Source organism: Bradyrhizobium lablabi (assembly GCF_001440475.1).
Taxonomy (GTDB): domain Bacteria; phylum Pseudomonadota; class Alphaproteobacteria; order Rhizobiales; family Xanthobacteraceae; genus Bradyrhizobium; species Bradyrhizobium lablabi.
Genome location: NZ_LLYB01000057.1, coordinates 16,904 through 38,890 on the forward strand (window position 1 = coordinate 16,904; position 21,987 = coordinate 38,890).

20 protein-coding genes are annotated in these 21,987 nt (G+C 61.7%); 16 read left to right on the forward strand and 4 right to left on the reverse strand.

The window, feature by feature from the left end:
• Nucleotides 1-13 precede the first annotated feature (13 nt).
• The 10 genes from CQ14_RS10825 (at nt 14) to CQ14_RS10875 (ending at nt 8,389) form a co-directional block, all read left to right on the forward strand.
• Nucleotides 14-652: an acyl-homoserine-lactone synthase gene (locus CQ14_RS10825; RefSeq protein WP_057857894.1), complete on the forward strand. Its 639-nt coding sequence runs from the start codon at nt 14-16 to the stop codon at nt 650-652.
• Between the two features lie 116 nt (nt 653-768).
• Nucleotides 769-1,308 carry a hypothetical protein gene (locus CQ14_RS10830; protein ID WP_057857895.1) on the forward strand — a complete coding sequence of 180 codons (540 nt, stop codon included), beginning with the start codon at nt 769-771 and terminating at the stop codon, nt 1,306-1,308.
• Nucleotides 1,309-2,547: 1,239 nt separating this feature from the next.
• The gene (locus tag CQ14_RS10840; protein WP_057857897.1) at nt 2,548-2,853 is read left to right on the forward strand and encodes a hypothetical protein; all 306 of its coding nucleotides are present in this window, start codon (nt 2,548-2,550) and stop codon (nt 2,851-2,853) included.
• 1,094 nt (nt 2,854-3,947) lie between these two features.
• Nucleotides 3,948-4,550, forward strand: coding sequence for a hypothetical protein (locus CQ14_RS43475; protein ID WP_057857898.1), 603 nt, complete (start codon nt 3,948-3,950; stop codon nt 4,548-4,550).
• A gap of 73 nt (nt 4,551-4,623) precedes the next feature.
• Nucleotides 4,624-5,100 (forward strand): MFS transporter, encoded by a 477-nt coding sequence (locus CQ14_RS44575; protein ID WP_057857899.1) that lies wholly within the window; start codon nt 4,624-4,626, stop codon nt 5,098-5,100.
• Nucleotides 5,073-5,858 carry an MFS transporter gene (locus tag CQ14_RS44580; protein ID WP_199805503.1) on the forward strand — a complete coding sequence of 262 codons (786 nt, stop codon included), beginning with the start codon at nt 5,073-5,075 and terminating at the stop codon, nt 5,856-5,858. Before CQ14_RS44575 ends, CQ14_RS44580 begins: the two co-directional genes overlap by 28 nt.
• Nucleotides 5,859-5,935: 77 nt before the next feature.
• Nucleotides 5,936-6,574, forward strand: a complete 639-nt coding sequence (locus tag CQ14_RS10860; protein WP_057857901.1) for an acyl-homoserine-lactone synthase — start codon at nt 5,936-5,938, stop codon at nt 6,572-6,574.
• A gap of 40 nt (nt 6,575-6,614) precedes the next feature.
• The gene (locus CQ14_RS10865; protein ID WP_156434870.1) at nt 6,615-7,151 is read left to right on the forward strand and encodes a cysteine hydrolase family protein; all 537 of its coding nucleotides are present in this window, start codon (nt 6,615-6,617) and stop codon (nt 7,149-7,151) included.
• Nucleotides 7,152-7,570: 419 nt separating this feature from the next.
• Complete coding sequence (locus tag CQ14_RS10870) at nt 7,571-8,056, forward strand: thermonuclease family protein (RefSeq protein WP_057858103.1); 486 nt, start codon at nt 7,571-7,573, stop codon at nt 8,054-8,056.
• 135 nt (nt 8,057-8,191) lie between these two features.
• On the forward strand, nt 8,192-8,389 hold the full coding sequence (locus CQ14_RS10875) for a hypothetical protein (RefSeq protein ID WP_057857903.1): 198 nt from the start codon (nt 8,192-8,194) through the stop codon (nt 8,387-8,389).
• 343 nt (nt 8,390-8,732) lie between these two features.
• Here CQ14_RS10875 and CQ14_RS43485 read toward each other — a convergent pair whose 3' ends face one another.
• The 4 genes from CQ14_RS43485 to CQ14_RS10890 form a co-directional block, all read right to left on the reverse strand.
• Nucleotides 8,733-9,125, reverse strand: a complete 393-nt coding sequence (locus tag CQ14_RS43485; RefSeq protein WP_156434872.1) for a hypothetical protein — start codon at nt 9,123-9,125, stop codon at nt 8,733-8,735.
• 72 nt (nt 9,126-9,197) lie between these two features.
• Nucleotides 9,198-9,860: an SOS response-associated peptidase gene (locus CQ14_RS10880; protein ID WP_057857904.1), complete on the reverse strand. Its 663-nt coding sequence runs from the start codon at nt 9,858-9,860 to the stop codon at nt 9,198-9,200.
• Between the two features lie 2 nt (nt 9,861-9,862).
• A complete protein-coding gene (locus CQ14_RS10885; RefSeq protein ID WP_057857905.1) occupies nt 9,863-10,312 on the reverse strand; it encodes a hypothetical protein in 450 nt (149 codons plus the stop codon).
• Nucleotides 10,313-10,358: 46 nt separating this feature from the next.
• Entirely contained in the window at nt 10,359-10,757 is a 399-nt protein-coding gene (locus CQ14_RS10890) for a hypothetical protein (protein ID WP_199805504.1), read from the reverse strand.
• A 156-nt stretch (nt 10,758-10,913) separates the two neighbouring features.
• On the opposite strand from CQ14_RS10890, the gene ku reads away from it, so the two are divergent.
• From ku to CQ14_RS10920, 6 genes are all read left to right on the forward strand, one after another.
• Nucleotides 10,914-11,843 carry a non-homologous end joining protein Ku gene (gene ku / locus CQ14_RS10895; protein WP_057857907.1) on the forward strand — a complete coding sequence of 310 codons (930 nt, stop codon included), beginning with the start codon at nt 10,914-10,916 and terminating at the stop codon, nt 11,841-11,843.
• Between the two features lie 46 nt (nt 11,844-11,889).
• The gene (locus CQ14_RS10900) at nt 11,890-12,507 is read left to right on the forward strand and encodes a hypothetical protein (RefSeq protein ID WP_057857908.1); all 618 of its coding nucleotides are present in this window, start codon (nt 11,890-11,892) and stop codon (nt 12,505-12,507) included.
• A 503-nt stretch (nt 12,508-13,010) separates the two neighbouring features.
• Nucleotides 13,011-13,973: an ArdC family protein gene (locus tag CQ14_RS10905; protein ID WP_057857909.1), complete on the forward strand. Its 963-nt coding sequence runs from the start codon at nt 13,011-13,013 to the stop codon at nt 13,971-13,973.
• Between the two features lie 103 nt (nt 13,974-14,076).
• Entirely contained in the window at nt 14,077-16,200 is a 2,124-nt protein-coding gene (locus CQ14_RS10910; protein ID WP_057857910.1) for a ParB/RepB/Spo0J family partition protein, read from the forward strand.
• Nucleotides 16,201-16,436: 236 nt separating this feature from the next.
• The gene (locus tag CQ14_RS10915; RefSeq protein ID WP_057857911.1) at nt 16,437-20,729 is read left to right on the forward strand and encodes a strawberry notch-like NTP hydrolase domain-containing protein; all 4,293 of its coding nucleotides are present in this window, start codon (nt 16,437-16,439) and stop codon (nt 20,727-20,729) included.
• A complete protein-coding gene (locus CQ14_RS10920) occupies nt 20,729-21,754 on the forward strand; it encodes a DUF7146 domain-containing protein (RefSeq protein ID WP_057857912.1) in 1,026 nt (341 codons plus the stop codon). Before CQ14_RS10915 ends, CQ14_RS10920 begins: the two co-directional genes overlap by 1 nt.
• Nucleotides 21,755-21,987: the final 233 nt, after the last annotated feature.

A 21,987-nucleotide genomic window follows, 5' to 3' on the forward strand; every position in this document is an offset into this window, starting at 1 on the left:
GCAGGAGGTCGCCATGAAGGTTGTTGCATTCAACTATCGTCAGTTCGGGCAGCATTTTGATCTGCTCACCGCGATGTACCGGTTGCGCCGCCGTGTCTTTAAGGAGCGCCTTGACTGGTCGGTGTCGATCTCTGGCGATCTCGAGCTCGACATTTTCGACGCGCTCGGCCCGACCTATTTGCTCGTCCTCGGCGATCGCCAGGAAGTCATCGGATGCGTCCGGTTACTCCCGACCTTGGGTCCCAACATGCTTGCGAGGACGTTTCCGGCGCTGCTGGAAGGCAAGTATCCACCCTGCAGCAACAGGATCCTGGAAAGCTCCCGCTTCTGCGTCGACACAAGCCTCTCTCCGGAGCTCGGTGCAAACGGGCTCAACCGCGCGACTTTCATGCTGTTTGCCGGCATGTTGGAAACGCTGCGGCTTCGGGAGGCCGACTCGATTGTGACGGTCACCGATACAAGAATGGAGCGCATTCTTCGCCGGGCAGGCTGGCCCCTCGAGCGCATCGGCGCACCGCAACGGCTCGGTCCCACGATGGCGGTTGCGGGCTTTCTTCACGGCTCGGAGGAAGCACTCGCGGCAATGTATCGCCATGCCGGCGTTGTCGGGCCGGTTCTGATGCGAGCAGAATCGCTTCGCGCCGCCGCTTGAGTGGCGCGATGGATGCTTGACCTTCTCAAAATGCAACAAATCCGCCTTCTGAATTGCATGGATGTTGGCAGACCCGCGGCTAAGCCGAATCGTGCTGATTAATCCCAGCGCGCGGCATGGAGCAGGCATGCGCCGAGGCCTGCGCGCGGATACGCGCCAGTCTTGTCTTGCTGGCGGCAGCCATCGATATATTCGCCATTCCCGTGCACGCCGCACGAGAGGGGCACCATGATGGAGGCGGCGATGAGCGTGCAGATCTCTTCAGGTGGATCGATGCCAAGCCTCTCTCCTTGTGGCAGGATCCCACCTTCAGCGAATCTGCAGGCATCTCCGACGCAAGCATAATCTTCCTCGGTGGCGCGTGGCTTGAGGAAGACTTATTGATCGCAGCTCTTGAGGGCGTGCGGCGCGGCTACGATGTTCGCCTGCTCGCGGATCTTTCGGTCCCGCGGCTCGAAATCGATCGGAGCCTGGCTCTGGATCGGCTCGCCATACACGGGGTGCCAGCAATGACGCTGCGGCAACGGACCGACGCCGCGCGAGATCCAGTAGTAGCGTGCCCGGCCTTCCCGAAATTGGCAGACATGAACTCGAGCGTCCAAGCTGCAAACATCGGCCACTGGCACGCCGCAAGTCGTTCAAGCGATGCCGCTTGATGGATTCCTTCCTTGGAAGGACGAACGGCTTGTCGAACGCATGGCGCAAGACGACCTTCGCTTCCTGTATCTCGCCGGCGGCTGGCTTGAGGAGGATGTGCTTATTACAGCTCTGGAGGGGCCGCGCGGGGCTACGACATACGCGTCCTGTCAGATCTGCCGGCCGCGAGGCGCGAAGCCGAACGGAAGCCGGCGTTCGACCGTCTGATGCTGCATGGCATGATCGTAACGACTGTTCGCCAGACATTGCTGGAGTGGGCCGTTTGCCTTTGCGATAGCTGCCTGATGGAGGAAATCCGGCGATTGCTGAAATAGGGTGCAGCGGCCAAACTCGCAGTCTTTGCTCGTCGGCCGCCGAGGTCTCGTTCCATGCTGGTAAATCGTCTCCACGACGATCCGCCAAGCACTCTTCGAACGGGACGCGTCTCTGGAAATGGTTTTGGGCTTGTTTGCTAAATGGCGCCTCCCGCAAGTCCAATGGAGTAGCCATAGCTACCGAAGATTTGAACGGCGCCCGTCGTCACCTTCACGCCCATTTCGCTGCGGAGCCACGCCTTGGAACCACGGCTCAAGCGTGTCGAATTCAACGAACCGCCGATCGACACGCCCAAGCTGCGAATCTTTACTCCATAGTGCAGACGCTGTGAATACGAATCGGAAAAGCCAGAATGCCTCGGATCGTCTTGGGTAAAGTGAAGTGGCACCAGAAGGTGGAGATCGACGGAGATCGAAATGCCGTTCCCGATGGCTTTCGATGCGACTCCCGGAGCAGAGACTCAAAGGTCTATCACCTCTGCGGCCACCATCGATGCAGAAATCTACTCCGGAGCGAGATCAACGAAGCTCTTCCCGACGGTTTGAAGCTGCGATCCCTCGACCGCTGTTTCGGAAGGGGCGGTTATTATACGGTGTACCCGCGTGGGCGAGGGGCGTCCGCCGGATCTGCTCCTTGCGGCTACGAGAGGGTATCGAGATGGGCCTCACCGGAAGAGGCAGGAGCCTGGTTGAGAACTTCTGGAACCGCCATTCCGTCGGGGATTGGAGGTGACCGCTTATACGTTGCTTTACCCGAGGCAAGGCAACCCGGCGGAACGGGTCCGGTACGGGTTGACTTCGCAGTCCCCCGATCTGCGCTGATCCAAACGGGCAAAGCTGAATGGCGTGTGATTATGCAACCAATTCAAAGTACGCCCATTCACAATGTAATCCTGACCGTTCCAAATGAGGTCACGCTCGCAAATGATCAATGATTCAAGCGTCATCGTGACCAGTGAATTCGGCTTGATCGTACGTCGAAACGCACTGACCGAACGGCAAGTCGATTTGCGCGATTTGTTCACCGCCATGGAAGTAGAGGTTCAGCTCGGCGGTAGCAACGATCTCCTTACGTTCGGACCGCACTTTGGACGCGAGGCGCTGAATACGATCGTCTCTCGCCTGACAAGGCTAGGGCTCATATATTTTGACGACTTTTTTGAGTTTTGCGGTGACTATCCGCCATGGATCGCCTTTCGGGGTGACTACAATCCGTCGTCATCGACCTGACGATGTTGGGACGCCCAGGTCGGAATTTCGAGGCGCTCAACTGCGCAACCGTGCCCGGGCCAGCCGACTTATCGGATCGAGACCGGGCGCTTCGGTGCTGAAAAGCACAAGTGAGAACGTTTCGCGCTCTATCAGGGCTGCGTCGGCCTGGCTGGCGATCGAGCCGCTCTCTCGAGGAACGACACGAAACTGATTTTCGTACGTCTGGCGCCGGCTGCTTTCTTGCTCGTGTAATTGCCGGTCCAATTTGCATTGTGCCCTGTCTGATGTTGGCTTGGACTAGAATCGGATTTCCGCGCGTGCATCGCACGAGAAGAAGAGTATTGCGTCAGCCTGCAGATCGCGAAGACACAGCAGACATCGGGTCCGCCTGTGGGTTAGCTGGATACCGCTTTTTCTATTCTTGGAAACTGATCACCATTTTCGCTAACCGGCGCCTGCATCGAGCGGCCGGAGAGCGCTGCCTGCGTGGAAGCAGTGTTTCTCGACAGAGCGATCCCCACCCAACGCTCATCGGCTCGGTTCACCGCCGCCTGATGAAATGTGAGGGTGTCGAAAGGTCAAGCGCCGACAATCGACACCTCCCGGCGGACGGCCGGTACGACATAGTCACCGTCGTCGGAGGCGAATACCGATTGAGGATCATTCGACGGTTTTGAGCGCGAGTCGTTGGCCGCGATGTCAATGTTTCGAAGGGAGCGAGAGAAGCGATGCCCCATATCATTTCTGTACTGACGCTGAAGTCCATGCATCTCGATCGCGTTTCGCTATTGCCACTGGGATCCGCTCAGAAGCGTGCTTCGAGACGGTCTGATCGATTACGTCAAATCTGCTTGGATCGGTGCTGGTCTGCCGCGCTTTGATCAGAAATGGGTGCCGGTACCCATCATCACTGGGTTGGCGTGATCACTGCTCGCTTCCGCTGCGGAAGCGTCGTTGGCAGTTGAAGCGATCAGGTGTCGGATCATCGTATGCCTTTGCTCGAACTCTCCCGCGGCCCTACTCCGCGTGCGCAAAACGTGGTGCAGAACCTCTGCATACCTTGCGCTCGCAGGCGGACTATTCACGCACCAATTCCATAATCGGGTTAGCCCATGAAACCCAGGGTCGGCGTCTATCTCTCAAAGCGAACAGCCGCGCGGTTGACGATGGCCGCAAAGCGCCGCGAAATCACAAAATCGGCGCTGGTCGAAGCCGCTATCGATCGGTTTCTTGCTTCCGATGACACCACTGACGCTGCCGTGCTGGCTGGTCGGCTCGCCGACTTGAGCGGCCAGGTTGATCAGCTTGATCGGAATCTCGGCATCGTAAGCGAGATCGTCTCTCTTCACGCCCGGTTCCACCTTGCGGTTGCCCCGGAGTTGCCGGCAGCGACACAGCCAGCCGCGTGCCGGCTCGGCTCCGCGCGTTTCGACGAATTCGCGGCCCAGGTGGAACGGCGTGTCCAGCTGGGAACGCCGCTGATGCAGGAGACAATGGACCGGCTTGACACCACGGCGCCGGCTGTTTCTGCAAACGTAGAGGGGGATCCTGCTGGCGATGTGTCCGTCGCCTGCGGGACTGGCTCCGCTGCATCGACTTGGGTCCACGAGATTCAGAACGCCGCTGCCGTCCGGGAGGACGGCAGCACCGACAACTTTCCGGCCGACCCTGGACGGGCCGTGCACAGACGCAGCTACCGGCAGCGATATTCGTGATGATGAGCTGCGGCCTTCACCGGGGCGAGCCGCGCTGGCGTGGCTGGCGGCGTTCCGTAACGGAAGCCGAATTTTGCTGGAAAATCGTGTCCTGATCATGCGGGTGCTTTTGCCGTTCGTGGCTGGTTACTACCTTTCCTATCTGTTTCGCACCATCAACGGCCTTGTCGCTGCTCCGCTGACATTGGAGTTGGGATTTGCGGCCGGCGATCTTGGTCTGCTGACGTCGGCTTTCTTTCTAACCTTTGCTGCGGCGCAGATACCTGTGGGCGTGCTTCTGGACCGATACGGTCCGCGCCGGGTTCAGAGCGCATTGCTGGTAGCGGCCGCCTCAGGTGCAGCGCTGTTCGCCGCTTCGGACGATTTTTATCTGCTGCTGGCAGCACGGGCGTTGATGGGCCTCGGTGTCGCGGGTGCCCTGAACGCTGGATTGAAGGCCCTCGTTGTGTGGTTTCCAAGCGATCAGCTGCCGCTTCTCAATGGCTTCATGCTCATGCTCGGCGCTTTGGGGGCCGTTACGGCTTGCCAGCCGATCTGTTGCTTGCCTTGATCGGATGGCGCGGGCTGTTCGCTTTGTTCGCTGCCATGACAGTCGGCTGCGCGGCCGTGATCTACCTTGTCGTTCCCGACGCCGCGAAGGCCGCAACCGGCCCGGCCCCTGCAGCGCTGTACCAGGTCTATACTGATCCCCGCTTCTGGCGCTTCGTGCCGCTGTCGGCGACGACGATCGGAACGGCCTGGGCATTGCAGGGCTTATGGGCGGCGCAGTGGCTCACCGATGTCGAAGGTCTCAACCGGGCCGCTATGGTGTGGCATCTCTTCGTCATGGCCATCGCGGTCAGCCTGGGTGCGATGCTGTGGGGGATAGCTGCCGATCGACTTCGCAGGCGTGGCATCGCTCCGCAAGCCCTCCTCGGGTTCGCCGCGACGGTCGCGGTCGCAGCGCAGCTCGCGCTCATCCTGCGATGGCCATTGCCGTCGTATTTCCTGTGGGCGGTCATCGCCGCGGTCGGCGCAGCAACCGTTCTCGGTTACGCGATCCTCAGCGAGCAGTTTCCGAAAGAGCTTGCCGGACGGGCGAACGCGCTTCTCAACTTTTTTCATATCGGTGCGGCGTTCGCGGTGCAAATCGGAACCGGGCTTGTGCTTCAGCACTGGTCGCCCGACGCCGGGCAGTATCCGCAAGTAGCCTATCAGGCCGCGTTCGCTCTCAACGTGGCCCTCCAGATCGTGGCGGGGTTCTGGTTCGCCCTTCCTTGGTTTCTCCGCATCCCGAAGCGGACCTTGCGCGCCTCTTCGAATGTCTAACCCACCTGCAAAATACAACAGGTTTCGCAAAAAGCGATCTCTGGTTGTGTGTCACCTTTGTTAAACGGGAGATTTACATGAACGTTATCGCGCTGTCGCAACATCAGTTCGGGCTGAACCTCGATCTGCTGGCCGCGATGTTTCGCCTTCGCCGCCGCGTTTTCAGGGATCGTCTGGGGTGGACCGTGTCCGTCACCGGTGATCTTGAACTCGACGTCTTCGATGCCTTGAATCCAACCTATCTCCTGCTGGTGTCCGCCGGACGAGAAGTTGTTGGTTGTGTCAGGCTGCTTCCCACAACCGGGCCTACGATGCTCGCCGACACGTTCCCTCAGCTGCTGACGGGGGCTAGCCCGCCTCGAAATAACCGGATCCTGGAAAGTTCGCGGTTTTGCGTTGACACCAGGCTCGCCGATCAGCTCGCGGGGAACGGACTTAATCGTGCGACCTTCATGCTGTTTGCCGCGATGATCGAGAGCCTCGGCCTGATGGATGCAGACCGTATCGTGACCGTCACCGATACCAGAATGGAACGCATTCTCCGGCGCGCGGGATGGGCGCTGGAGCGTCTCGCGCCTCCCCAAAAGATAGGTCAGACCATGGCGCTTGCCGGTTTCCTGCACGGATCTCGCGAGACGCTCTTGAGCATGTACCGTCAAGCCGGCATCGAAGGCCCGGTTCTCAGCCGGCCGGAAGCCATTCAGACCGCAGCGTAATGGCCATGTTTTCAGACCTCACAAACGATAGGTCGACCAGATGCTGGCGGACCCACGGCACAGCCGGCTCGTTCTGATCAATCCCGCACGTGTTGGATCTCACGCCGCTTTGGGCGAGTTCATCGCCCGGTGGCGTGAAAGTCTGGCCTTGCTGCCGGCGGTCTCTGAAATCCTTGGCGTCGACCTGAATGCAATTGGAGAATTCGATGCCGCGCTATTGCCTGCCGGGTTGGCTCGTTCGATTTCGTCGCTGGAAAGTGATGGTCTGTCGTTGTGGCGAAACGAGCGATTCAAGACGTCTATCGCGACATCGAATGTGGGCGTGATTTTTCTCGGCGGAGCCTTCCTGGAAGAAGAAGTTTTTATTGCCGCGTTGCAGGCGGTGAGGCTTGGTTACGATGTGCGCTTGCTTGCCGACCTCTCTGTGGCGCGCAGCGAGGCGGACCGCTCGCTGGTTCTCGATCGCTTGGCGCTTCACGGCGTGCTCACGACGACCGTTCGGCAGGCTTTGTTGGAGTGGGCCGTGTGTCTGGACGATCCCGATTCCATGCAAAGGGTCATCAAGCTCTTGTCGTGACAGAACGGCCGCGCGCAGGCGCGCAGCGGGCCCGCTGAGCGAAGCCGGCATCCTGCGGTCTGGACCTTCGGTTTACAGAAAGCCGGTAGTGGTTTTGCGCAATGTCATCGTCATCGATCTTCTTGCTGCAGAGAAAATGACTCACGGCAGCTCGACAGACGCCAAATGGCTGGACGACCGCTTGTGACTGAACTAGAACATAGAGGGAACAAAATGCCTGGCCTAGATGGCCTGGTCGTGGCCATCGCGTTGTCTAAAAGGGTATTTTTCATCGCAAAAGCAATGGGGTAGGGAAATTGATTCAGGGCAAGTGTCGGGATCTGCCGGGCTGCAGCCCCCGACTTGGCATCGCGGCGAGCAACGTAACGGGACTTCGGGCAAGCGCGGCCGTCGGTCTCGCCTTTCTGCTGCTTCTTGTCATGTCCAGGGTCGCGCTATCGGGCGAGTTGTCGGGTCAGGCCAGCGTCATCGATGGCGACACTCTGGAAATTCGGGGGCAGCGGATTCGCCTTTGGGGGATAGACACGCCTGAGAGCACCCAGCTTTGCCGTGCTGATGATAGTCGACCGTACCGCTGTGGTGCGAAGGCCGCCAACGAACTCGATGCCTTCATCGCGGGCCGACCGGTGGCCTGCGCGCCGCTCTCCCAGGATCAGTATGGTCGCACGGTTGCGTCTTGTTCCGTGAACGGAATAGATCTCGGCGAATGGCTGGTGCGGAGTGGCCTTGCGCTCGATTGGCCGCAATTTTCGAAAGGCAGGTACGCGGTTGTTCAGCGCGAGGCTGACCGGGCGGGGCGAGGGGTATGGGCAGGCAGCTACGTCGCACCCTGGCTGTACCGCGCGTGCCTCCGCGCGCAGGGCAGCCCCACGAACTGTTCGGATGACGCGAACGCGCATCCTTGAATGGTCTGAAGCGAATCCTCGAGCTCGCCGCGTTACTGCTCGCCGCTCTTGCCGGTCGAAGCGGCGCTGGCGCGATCCGGGCGACTCGCGCTAAGCAATTTGCGTCGATCTGCCTTGCTCTCTGGAAGGAACAAAATGGTTGCTGCTGTCCACGAATTGCCGGCTTCGGGTTACGCCATCGAGGTGGATGGCCTCATGAAGACCAGGTTTGCGACCAGCGATGGCGCCAGGGCAGGTGCTGAAGAATTGAAGAAGCGCTTTCCTCTTCTTTGCATAAGAATTTATGACGCTGAGGCAAAGGTCCGGGAGGAAGTTCAGCTGCCGCGAGTGTAGATCGGCGCAAACATTTTCTTCTCGGCCCGGCCCGACCGGATTGCGCGGGCAAAGGATGACGCTGGTCGAGCCGCAGGTGAGGCGGCGTCGCGGTCTTTTTCGATGTGATTGGTCCGGATGATCACAACAGACGGGTTTTCGGTTTTGACGATTTGGCGGCGTCCGCGATGCGGACCGGGCTTTATTTGCTGCGCACACCGAGCCGGTTTGTCTCGGCCCCTCGGGTAACAATCCCTCGCGCAAGAGACAGAGAACGCCTCGCCGGGGGCACTCGTCGAAGGGCCCCTGTCAAGCGCTGGCGCTTGACAGGTCGCTATCACTGCCCCGTCGCCGGGTGCCGCTGTTAACCGGTCTCGGCGTCCGCGGGTTCACTGCGCTGCGCTTCGTCTGACACGCTATTTCGATTGGGGCGATGCGCCTGCGGCGCACGCCGGGTGAAGAGCAGATCAAGACATGCACCGTAATTGCGCTGCGCGAAGAGGCTGCGCAGGGAGCGACCGTAGGGATCGTGCATGGCCGTGGCGCGGCATAGCTGGATTTCTGACTGGCGGGGCCAGTGCGAAGATACGAGCACGGTAAAAGGACGGCGCTGTGCCAGCCACAGGCGAAGCGCTCCGGTCGTTTTCGACGTGGTCCAGGTGAGCACGACAGACAGGTTTTTGGTTCGGCGGCCGGGCGCGTCCGCTTTACGTGCTGTGCACACCGAGCCGGTTTGTCTCAGCCCTTCGGGTGACAATTCCCTCTGTAATCCGAACTGGTGGGTTAAGCCTTTTCCAGACCGGACCTCGAGTCATGCTCAGAGTATATTTCATGCAACAACCGTGTCTTCCTTCTCCGGCCCCCGCATCACGATTTTGAGCGCATCATCCGGCAACGGCCTCTGCAGCGCCTTGGCTTCCTCCCACGGCGCCCGCATCCAAACATCCCGCTCTTCATCGGTCAGCAAGGTGACCGGCATCGCCTTGGGATGGATCGGCTCGATAACTGCGTTCGGCGTCGTGGTCAGAAAGCCGTAGATGAGGTGCGGCCCTGGCACCGGCTTGGACTTTGTACCTCGGTCGCCTTTGAACTCGGTCCAGATACCTGCGAAGGACGCCAGGGGTCGCTCCTCATTCACCGCGAACCAAACCACATCTTTCTTCTTGGTCTGAGGATTCGGCTCGGGCGCGTATTCAGCAAAACTGTTGAAGGGGACCAAACATCGATTTTCAGGCTTCAACCAGCCGCGCCAGTGCGGCGACGAGGTGTTTCGGATGTTGGTCACCGGCGGCCCACCTGTGCGCGGCGGCGGTGGCATGCCCCAGCGCATCAGGGTTATCTCGGTGCCAGCATCGGTGTTGCGGATAACGGGAGCAGGGTAGTCAGGAAACACCCCCGGCATCGGCGCCAGGTTGCCAACGTAACGGTTGACCACGCGAAACAGTGCAGCAATCGCTGCTTGGTTCGTCGTGACGCTGTAGAGATTGCACATGTTCAGGCTTCGGTTCGAGGGCGGCGCGCCTGCCACGCAAGCTGGAGCAGGGTCGCCGATGGACGCCGCCCCATCTTGGCGCACTTCCGGCAGCGCAGGCGGCTGGCGAGATCGTGCACGAACGTGGTCGGAGGATGTTTCATCGCAGCAAGATCGACGTCGCTCGGCGTCTTGCATCTCGCACATTGGATTTCCAGCCACGGAAAACCGCCGTTGACGGCCTGGTCAATGGTGGGCGACGGATCGATCGGTTCGCCGTCGCTCCACATCCGCTCGTTCCAGCTTTCGCATAGAAGCCTGTCAGCCTGCTGGATCAGCGCTTCGCCCTTAGCCCGCATCTCAGCCGACTGCGCGGCCAGAATATTGGCCATCGCGCGCGACTTGCCGAGCTCCTTTGACAAAGCCTTGCGATCGCCTCCCGACAGGGGCGTGGGGTGATATTTCGGAGCCATCCGGACATCCAAGCGCAGAGAGATCGGATCGGCAATCCGGTGCGGGTCAGGGCGCCTCGAGCGCCGGCCAACACCCGTCTTCTTCGTGTCTTCCGGTACGCTGTTGGCAAGTGTCGTCCAGCAGCCGCTGGGCGACATCCTTCCAGGCCGCGTTCTGGCCATATAGCCGAACTGCATCGGCGGTCTGGATTTCCACCGTTCGGTTGCAGCGGCGGCAGTTGACGCGCAGCACGTGGCGCTGAATGTCCGAGAGGCGCCTTTGGCGCAACTGGGCGCCGGTCATGTCGGCGCGGGGGTCCTTGAGCACCGAATCCCAATATTTGGGCGGAAGCGGTTTCTCGAAAGCCGCCGCGGCGGGGGTCGGCTGCTTCCGGACGGCTTGGGCAGCCAGCTTTTCCATTTGTTTTGGCGTCGGCATACGCCAGCTTGCGGGTCGGTCAGTCATGCCCCAATTAGAACATAACAAGAACAAATGTCGAGTCCGCAGAAGCGGGAATCTGGGGGGCCTGTTAAAAATTATCCGCGCTGGCGTGAACGGGGGTGTCGGAACCAAGCTGGCCGGATCGTCTTGAATCCGGCACCAGTAGTGGAGTTCCCCACCATGGCCCCCCGCGCTAATTGGAAAGGCTTCTTGCGTCTTTCTCTTGTCACCTGTCCGGTAGCGCTCTATCCAGCCACCTCGGAATCCGAAAAAGTCTCCTTCAACCAGCTCAACCGTAAGACCGGTCACCGCATCAAGTATGCCAAAGTGGACGCCGACACCGGCGAGGAGGTCGCCAACGAGGACATCGTCAAGGGCTACAAGGTCGATACCGACACCTTCAATGAGGTGACGAAGGAAGAGCTTGAGAACGTTGCGCTGGAATCGACCAGGACCATTGAGATCGACGAGTTCGTCGACCGCAGCGAAATCGATCCGAGATATCTGATCCGTCCCTATTACCTGGTGCCGGACGGCAAGGTCGGGCACGACGCGTTCGCAGTCATCCGCGAAACCATCCGCGAGATGAACAAGGTCGCAATCGGACGCGTCGTGCTGACCAACCGGAAGCATATCATTGCGCTTGAGCCCCTGGACAAAGGGCTGATGGGAACGCTGCTGCGCTATCCTTACGAAGTGCGTTCTGCGGACGAGTATTTCGACGACATCCAGGATGTCAAAGTCACCAAGGACATGCTTGATCTTGCCAAGCACATCGTCAACCAGAAGGCAGGCCATTTCGAGCCGGACAAGTTCGAAGACCAGTACGAAACGGCGCTCATCGATCTCATCAACCAGAAGCGCGCCGGCAAACCCATTGCCGCGAAAGAGCGTCCCCGGGGCGAGAATGTCGTGGATCTGATGGATGCGCTGCGCAAGAGCATCGGCGGTGGTGCGGGAGCAACTGGACCAGGGAAGAAGTCAGCCAAGAAGCCGCGCAAGGCGGCGGCCGGCCAGAAGGAGATGCTGATGCCGATAGCCGGCAAGAAGCCGGCGAAGGAGACCACCGCGAAGAAGCCGGTGGCCAGGTCTCAGCGGAAGTCGGCCTGATGGCGTACCCTCTCGTCGGAGGGGTCCGACGTAGGAGGGCAGCCGAATGGCGAGGAAGCTGAAGACCTACCAGACCTCGTTGGGCTTCTTCGATCTCGCTATCGCTGCACCGTCGATGAAGTCGGCTCTGGAAGCGTGGGGTGCCGACAGCAATCTTTTCCACCAGGGCGTGGCGAAGCAGAGCGACGATCCGGACGTCATCGCCGCCACCATGGCGAAGCCGGGCGTCGTGCTCAGACGGCCGGTCGGCTCCGTCGGATCGTTCAGCGAGCATGCGGAATTACCCATCGATCTGGGCGGCGAGGGAAGACAGGCGAAGGGCACCCGCAAGTCGGCAAGCCGCAGGCCGAAGAAGCCTCGGTCCCGACCCGTCGACAAGGCGTCGGAGCGGAAGGCCGCTCTCGACGACGAACGGGAGCAGAGGCGCCGCGAGCGCGAACGTGCGAACGAAGAAGCCGCCAGGCGGAAGGATCGCGAGCGCCGGCAGCAGGCCGCCGACAGGGCGCAAGCGGCGTTGGACAAGGCCAAACGCGAACATGCGAAGAGGGCTGAGGCAATTGAGGCCGAGCGCGCGGCTCTCGAAAAGAAGTGCCGAGCCGAAGATGATCGCTGGGATAAGGAAAGGGGGCGACTCGAAGCCGCGCTGCGGCGCGCTCGCGGCTAGGGCGGCCCGGATAAGCACGGACGGAAACTGTTCGCCGTCGCGGTTCCTTGCCAGAAAAAATTTGTCGACCTCTTGAAACTTTTTCGGCCTTCCAAATTTTTCGGGCGTCGCCACCGCGGCGATCGGGACGCCATCCGGCTTCAATCCCTAGCGCACAATAATGAGTCGTTCGCCGGAGGCACTCGCTCGCGGGCCCCGCCGTCATTGCATGCCGGCGTCGCTATCACTGTCCCGCGTTCGAGTGCCTTGTTAACCGGTCTCACGACTGCACTCGGTCCCGGGTCCCGCCGCTGCGCGTCGGCGCTATGCTGACCCTCCTGCGGGTGCCTTTTTCTCTGGCTCCGCTTCGCTTCGGCGCTCCGCGGTACCCTTGTTAGCGATGACCATCGTTCTCCGTGGAGTTCCGCGTCAGCGCGCCTTGAGAGTGAGAGTGCCGACCGGGTTCGCCGTGACGGGTTGAGGGTTGGGAGAGAGGCTCCCGACGCCCGTCGCGGAGAACCGCGATGCTTAGCCAGAAATCACATGCGCGCACCGGTCAGGATCGGACAAGCCTTTACGCTGTAATCACCGACAAAATCATCGCCGACCTGGAGGCTGGCCGCATCCCCTGGGCGCAGCCGTGGGGGACGGCGGCGATAAAGGCGCCGCTCGCCATGCCGCGTAATGCCTCAACACGGCGCGGCTATTCTGGAATCAATGTACTGATTCTGTGGGGCGCCGTCGTTGAGCGCGGTTTCTCCGGTCAGAGCTGGCTGACCTTCCGTCAGGCGCTTGGGCTCGGCGGCCATGTCCGGAAGGGCGAGCGGGGAACGACCGTCGTATTCGCCGATCGTTTCGTGCCGGAGGGCGAGCGTCAACGCGCCGCGGAAACTGGCGAAGAGCCAGGCGCGATTCCGTTCCTCAAGCGCTTTACCGTCTTCAACACCGATCAATGCGACGACCTGCCTGCGGAAATCGCAACCACCGCACCACCGCCGCTTCCCGGCATGATCGAACCGCGGGTCGAGGCGCTAATCAAGGCGACCGGCGTCGACTTTCGCACTGGGGGTAATCGCGCTTTCTATTCGCCGGCCGAAGATTTTGTGCAAGTCCCGCCGCCGGCTGCCTATTTCGAGACAATCAATTGGCACCGTACCGCACTCCACGAGCTTGGCCACGCCAGCGGCCATCCCTCGCGACTCAACCGAGACCTCGGCGGCTCCTATGGCACGAAGAAATATGCCTTCGAGGAGCTGATCGCGGAGCTGTGCGCTGCGTTTTCCTGCGCATCGCTGGGAATCGTGCCGACCGTACGCCACGCTGATTATATCGGATCCTGGTTGGAAGTCCTGCGCGAGGACAATCGCGCTATTGTGCGGGCGGCGTCGCAGGCGAGCAAGGCTGCGGACTATCTGCTCGGCTTACTTTCCGAAATGCCCCCGCACGCTCCGATCGATTCTGCCGACACAGATCAGGAGGCAGCCTAACGAGTATCAGCAGCGGTGAGAGAGGAAGAGGGCGACGCGGAGCGCCACGACGGGTTGGAGGCCGAGAGAGAGGCTTTCGGCTGCCCGTCGTGGAGTAACCGATATGGCAAAGGCTGTTAAGAAAATCGTCTTTTCACGCTCGCGCGACATCCCGTTCGACAAGCTCGTGCTCAGCGGGTCCAACGTCCGTCGCATCAGGCCGGACCTTAACGTCGAGGAGCTGGCCGAGGACATCGCCCGGCGTGAGGATCTCGTGCAAGGTCTCAATGTCCGCGCCGTCCTGGACGCGGATGGGAACGAAACCGGCATGTTCGAGGTGCCGGCGGGCGGACGCCGCTATCGCGCGATCGAGCGTCTCGTCAAGGCGAAGCGTTTCCCCAAGAACGGGCTCGTCCCCTGCATCGTGCGTGATCCTTTCACCAAGATCCTGGCAGAGGACGACTCGCTCGCCGAAAACGTTCACCGCCTCGCATTGCATCCACTCGATCAGTTCCGCGCCTTCTCGGACATGCGCGCGAAGGGCATGACCGACGAGGAGATCGCGGTTGCCTACTTCACCACCGCCCAAGTCGTGAAGCAGCGCCTGCGTTTGGCCTCGATCTCGCCGAAGCTGTGCGAGGTCTATGCCGAGGACGGCATGACGCTCGAGCAACTCATGGCCTTCTCGGTCAACGGTGACCACGCCCGCCAGGAGCAAGTCTGGGACAACGTGAGCCGCTCCGGCTATGACGCGCCATACCAGATTCGCCGTATGCTCACCGAGAACACGGTCCGCGCATCCGATCGACGCGCGCGGTTCGTCGGGATCGGCTCGTATGAGCAGGCCGGAGGACCGATCCTGCGCGATCTGTTCGAGAACGACGATGGCGGCTGGTTGCAGGACGTTCCTCTGCTCGATCGTCTTGTCACAGAGAAGCTGAAAACCGAAGCGGAGGTGATTGCCGCTGAGGGATGGAAGTGGATTTCGGTGGCGGTCGATTTCCCATATGGCCACACCAATGGATTGCGGGAACTTGATGGAGCGCCGGCTGATCTCACGATTGAGGATCAGACCACCATCGATGCACTCAACGCCGAGCGTCAAAAGCTCGAGGCCGAATATCAGGATGCCGACGAACTGCCCGACGAGGTCGATCAACGTCTTGGTGAGATCGAGGCGGCGTTGCTCACATTCGAAGGCCGATCGATGATCTACGATCCGGCCGACGTCGCCCGTGCCGGCGTCTTCATCAGCATCGACTCCGAAGGGCGGCTATCGGTGGATCGCGGTTACGTTCGGTCGGAGGATGACCTCCTGGTGGTCGAGCCTGAAGTCGGGAAGGGCGGCCAGGCCTTCGACGCGAACGGGACTGCCAGTCCGGCACAGCCCACGGCCATTACCGTTGGTGGCGCATCAACCGAGGTCGCCGAAGAGGATGAGGACGACATAGCAAAACCGCTGCCCGACCGGTTGGTCACCGAGCTGACGGCGCATCGGACGCTCGCGTTGCGCAATGCCCTGGCGGAACATCCCTCGATCGCGTTCCAGGCCGTGCTGCACAACTTTGTGCTGGCGACCTTTTACAGGTTCGCATCGTCGGGCAGTTGCCTCCAGATCGGGGTTCATATCCCGCCATTTCCTGCTCAGGCCCCCGGATTAAAGGAAAGTGCTTCGGCCAAGGCCGTCGATACCAGGCATGAAGCCTGGAAGGCGCGGCTGCCGAACGATGAGAAGGAGCTGTGGGATACGCTCTCCGCATTGGACGGCGCCACACAGGCGTCGTTATTCGCCCATTGCGCGTCGTTCGCCGTTAACGCCCTCTATGAGCCCGCGAACCGCTACAATCAGGGTCGAGTGTCTGCCCAGGGCGTTGCTTGCAGGCTTGACGCGGCCGGCGTGCTGGCGCGGTCGGTTGGACTAGACATGGTGCAGGCAGGTTGGAAGCCAACGGTCGACAACTATCTCGGCCGCGTCACCAAGCCGCGTATTCTGGAGGCGGTGAGAGAAGCAAAGGGTGAGGCTTCCGCACAACTGATCGACCATCTGAAGAAGACGGATATGGCCAGGGAAGCCGAGCGTCTTCTCGATGGCACGGGATGGCTGCCGGAGCCCTTGCGGCTCGACGACCTCGCGCCAGCGCCACAACAAGACAGCGAGGCTGGACCGCTCCCGGAATTCCTCGCCGGTGACGAGGATAGCACAGACGGCGAAGACGAGATTCTGCCACACGGCTTTGCCGCTGAATGAACTCGCAGTGCGGGGCGGTACGATCCGCCCCGCACCCTTCCATCCCTACTTCTGTCTCCCGATGCCTGGCATCGCGCCGGGCTCCTCACTTGGGGAGACTGCTACTCCCCCGCCAATGCCACGCGGAAGGCGTCTGGGGTGACAAGAGTGAGAGGCCGGCCGGGAGGGGTTGAGCCGGTCGGGTCGAGAGAGCAGCCGGCGGCTCGACCTTTCTCGCTCTCCTCAAGGTTCCCAACATGATAGAAGTCTCGTGCTCCGCAGCCGCCGCTGCTGCGTCCGCCATCGCTCAAGCCGCACGGCTACTCCTCTCCGATCTCGAACGTGGACGGCCTATTGACGCGGGGATCTTGCGCTCCGCCATGGAGAGCGCCTTCGGTGCCTCGGATGCCACCGGCGCCTGGCATTGGAAAGCCGCCTATGAGGCCTGCGAGGCCGCGACAGTCCTTTTCCTTCGCAAGTACGGCGCCTCGATGCACCAAAAGGCTGGATCACCGGCTTCGATGCTCTCGAAGCTGGCGAAGGTCGCGAGGTTACTTCCCACCCACACCCGTCGCTCCGAAGAAGGTGAGGCGCTTCAACAGTTCTCGACGCCAATCCCGCTTGGCTTCGTGGCTTGTGCGGTGGCCGGCATTACGAAGGATGACCTCGTACTCGAGCCCTCGGCCGGCACCGGGCTGCTCGCCATTCTTGCCGAGATTTCCGGTGGTTCGCTCGTATTGAACGAACTGGCGCAGGTGCGTGCCGGGCTGCTCGATCTCCTGTTTCCGAACGTCGCCGTCGCGCGTTTCGATGCGGCGCAGATCGATGATCATCTCGATGCTGGTATAGCGCCGAGTGTCGTGCTGATGAACCCGCCGTTTTCGGCGTTGGCGAATGTCGATCGCCGTATGGCCGATGCAGCACTGCGCCACGTCGCCTCGGCCCTGGCTCGGCTTTGCGACGGCGGCCGTCTCGTGGCGATTACCGGCGCCAGCGTCGCGCCCAACAATCCCGCCTGGACAGACGCCTTCATCCATCTGCAGGAGCGGGGCCGCATCGTGTTCTCGGCTGCCATTGCGGGCTCGGTCTTTGCCAAGCACGGCACCACGGCGGATACGCGGCTCACCGTGATCGACAAGCAGCCTGCGCCGGACGCAACCGCCTTCCCAACCTCGCCGGGTGTCGCACCAGATGTCGCAACGTTGCTGACATTGGCCCTGGCGCATGTGCCGCCGCGATCAGCGCTCGCGTCACCGCTTGCTAATTCTGTTACCGGACTATCGGCAATTCCGCGAACTGTCGGTGCCTATGCCAAGCGACCTTCGCCTGGCCGCGCGCTTCCCGAATCGGAAGCAGTAGAGCTCGCCTACCAGACGGTTGATTGGACGCCGCCGGACGACGCCCGTCTTACCGACGCGCTCTATGAAGAATACGCATTGCAATCGATCCGTATTCCCGGATCGCAGGACCATCCGACCAGGCTCGTCCAGTCGGCAGCAATGGCCTCGGTCGCAGCGCCAAAACCGTCGTATCGGCCGCATCTTCGGTCGAACCTTGTCGCAGACGGTCTGTTATCTGATGCTCAGCTTGAAAGCATTATTTACGCTGGCGAAGCGCACTCGGCTTTCCTTGCAGGCGCCTGGACCGTCGACGAGACATTCGACCTCGTTACCGCCGCGCGTGATGATGCGGAAACCGCCATCCGCTTTCGCCGTGGTTGGTTTTTGGGCGACGGCACCGGCGCGGGCAAAGGCCGCCAGGTTGCCGGCATCCTGCTTGACAATTGGCTGAAGGGCCGCCGCCGCGCCGTCTGGATCTCCAAGAGCGACAAGCTGATCGAGGACGCCCAGCGGGACTGGGCCGCACTCGGCATGGAGCGGCTCCTCGTCACCCCGCTTTCGCGTTTCCGGCAGGGTACGCCGATCCGGCTGGCGGAGGGTATCCTGTTTACGACCTACGCTACGCTACGGACCGACGAACGGGGGGAGAAGCTCTCGCGCGTCCGGCAGATCGTCGAATGGTTGGGCTCGGACTTCGACGGAGTGGTCATTTTCGACGAAAGCCACGCGATGCAGAATGCCGCAGGCCAAAAAGGCGAGCGCGGCGACCAGGCGGCCTCGCAGCAGGGGCGCGCCGGCTTGCGGCTTCAGCACGCCTTGCCTAATGCACGCGTGGTCTACGTGTCCGCGACCGGTGCCACGACCGTTCACAATCTCGCGTATACGCAGCGGCTTGGCCTATGGGGTGGCGAGGATTTCCCGTTCGCGACGCGGGCCGAATTCGTCGAAGCGATCGAGGAGGGCGGCGTGGCCGCCATGGAGGTGCTGGCGCGGGATCTCAAGGCGCTCGGTCTTTATTTGGCGCGCTCGCTTTCCTATGAGGGCGTCCAATACGAACTGATCGAGCACAAGCTCACCGCCGAGCAGGTCCGCATCTACGATGCCTATGCGGGCGCGTTCAGCGTCATTCACAACAATCTCGACGCAGCGATGCGGGCAGCGAACATCACCGGCGAGACTGGCACCCTGAACGCGGAGGCGAAGTCCGCCGCTCGATCGGCGTTCGAGTCCGCGAAGCAGCGCTTCTTCGGCCATTTGCTCACTTCGATGAAGACGCCTTCCTTGATCCGATCGATCGATCGCGATCTTGCGGAGGGCCACGCCGCCGTCGTCCAGATCGTCTCGACCGGTGAAGCCCTGATGGAGCGCCGGCTTGCGGAGATCCCAACCGACGAATGGGCTGATGTCCAGGTCGATATCACGCCCCGTGAATACGTGCTCGACTATCTGGCTCATTCCTTCCCGGTTCAACTCCACGAACCCTTCACTGATTCCGAAGGCAACCTCTCGTCCCGGCCCGTGTACCGCGACGGCCAGCCGGTCGAGAGCAGGGAAGCCGTGACCCGGCGCGACCGGCTGATCGAGAAACTTGCTTCGCTTCCGCCGGTGCCCGGCGCGCTCGACCAGATCGTGCAGCGGTTTGGGACCGACATGCTCGCCGAAGTCACGGGGCGCTCTCGCCGCATCATCCGCAAGAATGACCGGCTAATGGTCGAGAGCCGCGCCGGCTCAGCGAATCTCGCCGAGACAGCGGCGTTCATGGATGACATCAAGCGTATCCTCGTGTTCTCGGACGCCGGCGGCACGGGGCGGAGCTACCATGCGGAGCTTTCGGCTCGGAACCGGCGTTTGCGCGTGCATTACCTGCTTGAGCCCGGCTGGAAGGCCGATGCGGCGATCCAGGGTCTCGGCCGCACCAACAGGACCAATCAGGCTCAGCCGCCGCTGTTTCGTCCGATTGCGACGGATGTGAAGGCGGAGAAGCGCTTTCTCAGCACCATTGCGCGCCGGCTCGACACCCTCGGCGCCATTACCCGCGGTCAGCGCCAAACCGGCGGGCAGGGACTGTTTCGGTCCGAAGACAATCTGGAGAGCAACTACGGCCGCGATGCTCTCCGGCAGCTCTACACGCTTCTGGTACGCGGCAAGGTGGAAGGCTGCTCCCTCGAGGCGTTTGAGGAGGCTACCGGACTCAAGCTCACCGACAGCAACGGTATGAGAGATGAGCTGCCGCCCATCACCACCTTCCTCAACCGTCTGCTCGCGCTGACCATCGGCCTGCAGAACGTCCTGTTCCACGCCTTCGAGCAGCTGCTGACCGCTCGTATCGAAGGCGCCATCGCGTCCGGGATCTACGACGCCGGTCTGGAAACACTGCAGGCCGAGAGTCTCGTCATCACCGATCGGCGCACCATCTACAGCCATCCCGCGACCGGTGCGGAAACGCGGCTGCTCACTATCGCCCAGCACGAGCGCAACCGGCCCGTGACCCTCGATGATGCGCTCGGCCGTTTCTCTGACCCTCGCGCCGTCCCGCTGGTCAACGAACGTTCTGGGCGCGCCGCCGTGCAGGTCCCGGCGCCGAGCCTGATGCTCGATGATGGTGAGATCGAGCAGCGCGTAAGGTTGATCCGGCCAATGGAGAGCCACATCGTCGCGCTGAAGACTATGGCCGAAAGCAGCTGGACTGCGGCGGATCGCGAGCATTTCAGTGCAGTCTGGCAGGCCGAGCTTTCGGAAGTGCCGGAGTTCACCAAGAGCACGATGCATGTCGTCGCCGGACTTCTCCTGCCAATCTGGAAGCGGCTTCCGAACGAGTCCACACGCGTCTATCGCCTGCAAACCGACGTCGGCGAGCGGATCATTGGGCGAAAGGTCTCATCCGCCTGGGTCGCTAACGCGCTTCTCGGCAAGCAACCGACGCTGACGCCCGCGGACGCCTTCGCAATGCTCATGGAGGGCCGCACGGTTCTCGATCTTGCCGAAGGCCCAAAACTTCGGCGCGTCCGTGTCATGGGCGTACACCGCATTGAGCTGTCCGACTTTTCCGAGACGATGCGGGATCGTTTGCGCGCCTATGGGCTCTTCAGCGAGATCATCTCCTGGAAGCTACGCATGTTCGTACCCTCGGACGAAAGCGGCATCGGCGTCCTCGCCAAGGTGCTCGAACGTTATCCCATCGAACGCATCGGCGAACGGGAGGCTGCCTGATGCCGCGCGATGCTTCCGAACTGGCGCACCGCCTCGCGCGCGAGGCCGAGGCGGTATGCGGACACTACCTCTCAAATGGCCGGCGCCAGGGTCGCTATTGGCTCATCGGAGACAGCAGAAACACGCCGGGACGCTCGATGTTCGTGCGATTGATCGAATCGGCCAAGGGCCCTGCGGGCAAGTGGACGGACGCTGCGACCGGCGAACATGGTGATCTCCTCGATATCATCCGCGACAGTTGCGGGCTGCTCGATTTCCGCGATGTTGCTGAGGAGGCTCGACGTTTCCTGCACTTGCCTCGGACCGGCGCCGAACGGACTTCGACATCAGGCCGAGCTCGGATACAACCCGGTTCATTGGAAGCTGCACGACGGCTGTTCGGCATGTCGCAGCCGATCGGCCGAACTGCCGTCGAAGCCTATTTGCGAGGACGCGGCATTTTCGTCGTACACGATGAAGGCGCGCTCCGTTTCCATCCACGCTGCTACTATCGGCCGGAGGACGACTCGCCGACCGAAGTCTGGCCGGCGATGATTGCCCGTGTGACCGATCTCGACGGCCGGATCACGGGCGTACACCGCACCTGGCTCGATCCCTTTAGAGGCGACAAGGCACCGGTCGATACGCCGCGACGGGCGATGGGCGATCTGTTAGGAAACGCGGTTCGCTTTGGCGTACCGAATGATGTGCTCGTTGCGGGTGAGGGCATCGAGACCATGCTCTCGCTTCGTTGTGCGCTGCCGACCTTGCCGATGGCTGCGGCGCTCTCTGCTAATCACCTCGCGGCCATGCTGCTCCCGCTGGCGCTACGCCGACTATATATTGCCCGCGATGCCGATTCAGCAGGCGATAGCGCGGCGGTGACCTTGATGACGCGTGCCGAAGCGGTCGGCATCGAGGCGTTTGCATTGTCACCTGGGCTCGGTGACTTCAACGAGGACCTGCATACGCGTGGCATCGAAGAACTTCGCGTGGCGTTACGCGAGCAGCTTGTCTCGCAGGACGTCGCCGCTTCCTTGCCTTGACGATGACCGAGACGGGATAACGGGGCGCTTCGATCGCGAGGTCGTCATCACCAGTCGGCTCGTGGTTGGCAGTTGCCGGACAGAGTCGCGCCCCCGGCCTTCTAGAGGGCGATCGGACCGCAGGCGGTTCGGCCCGGCAATGGCTGCGCCCGGCTATTTTCCGCCGGCCCTTCGGGCCTTTGCATCGCGAAGCAAAATAGCCGGGCTACGCCATCCTCCGCTTCGCTCCGGCC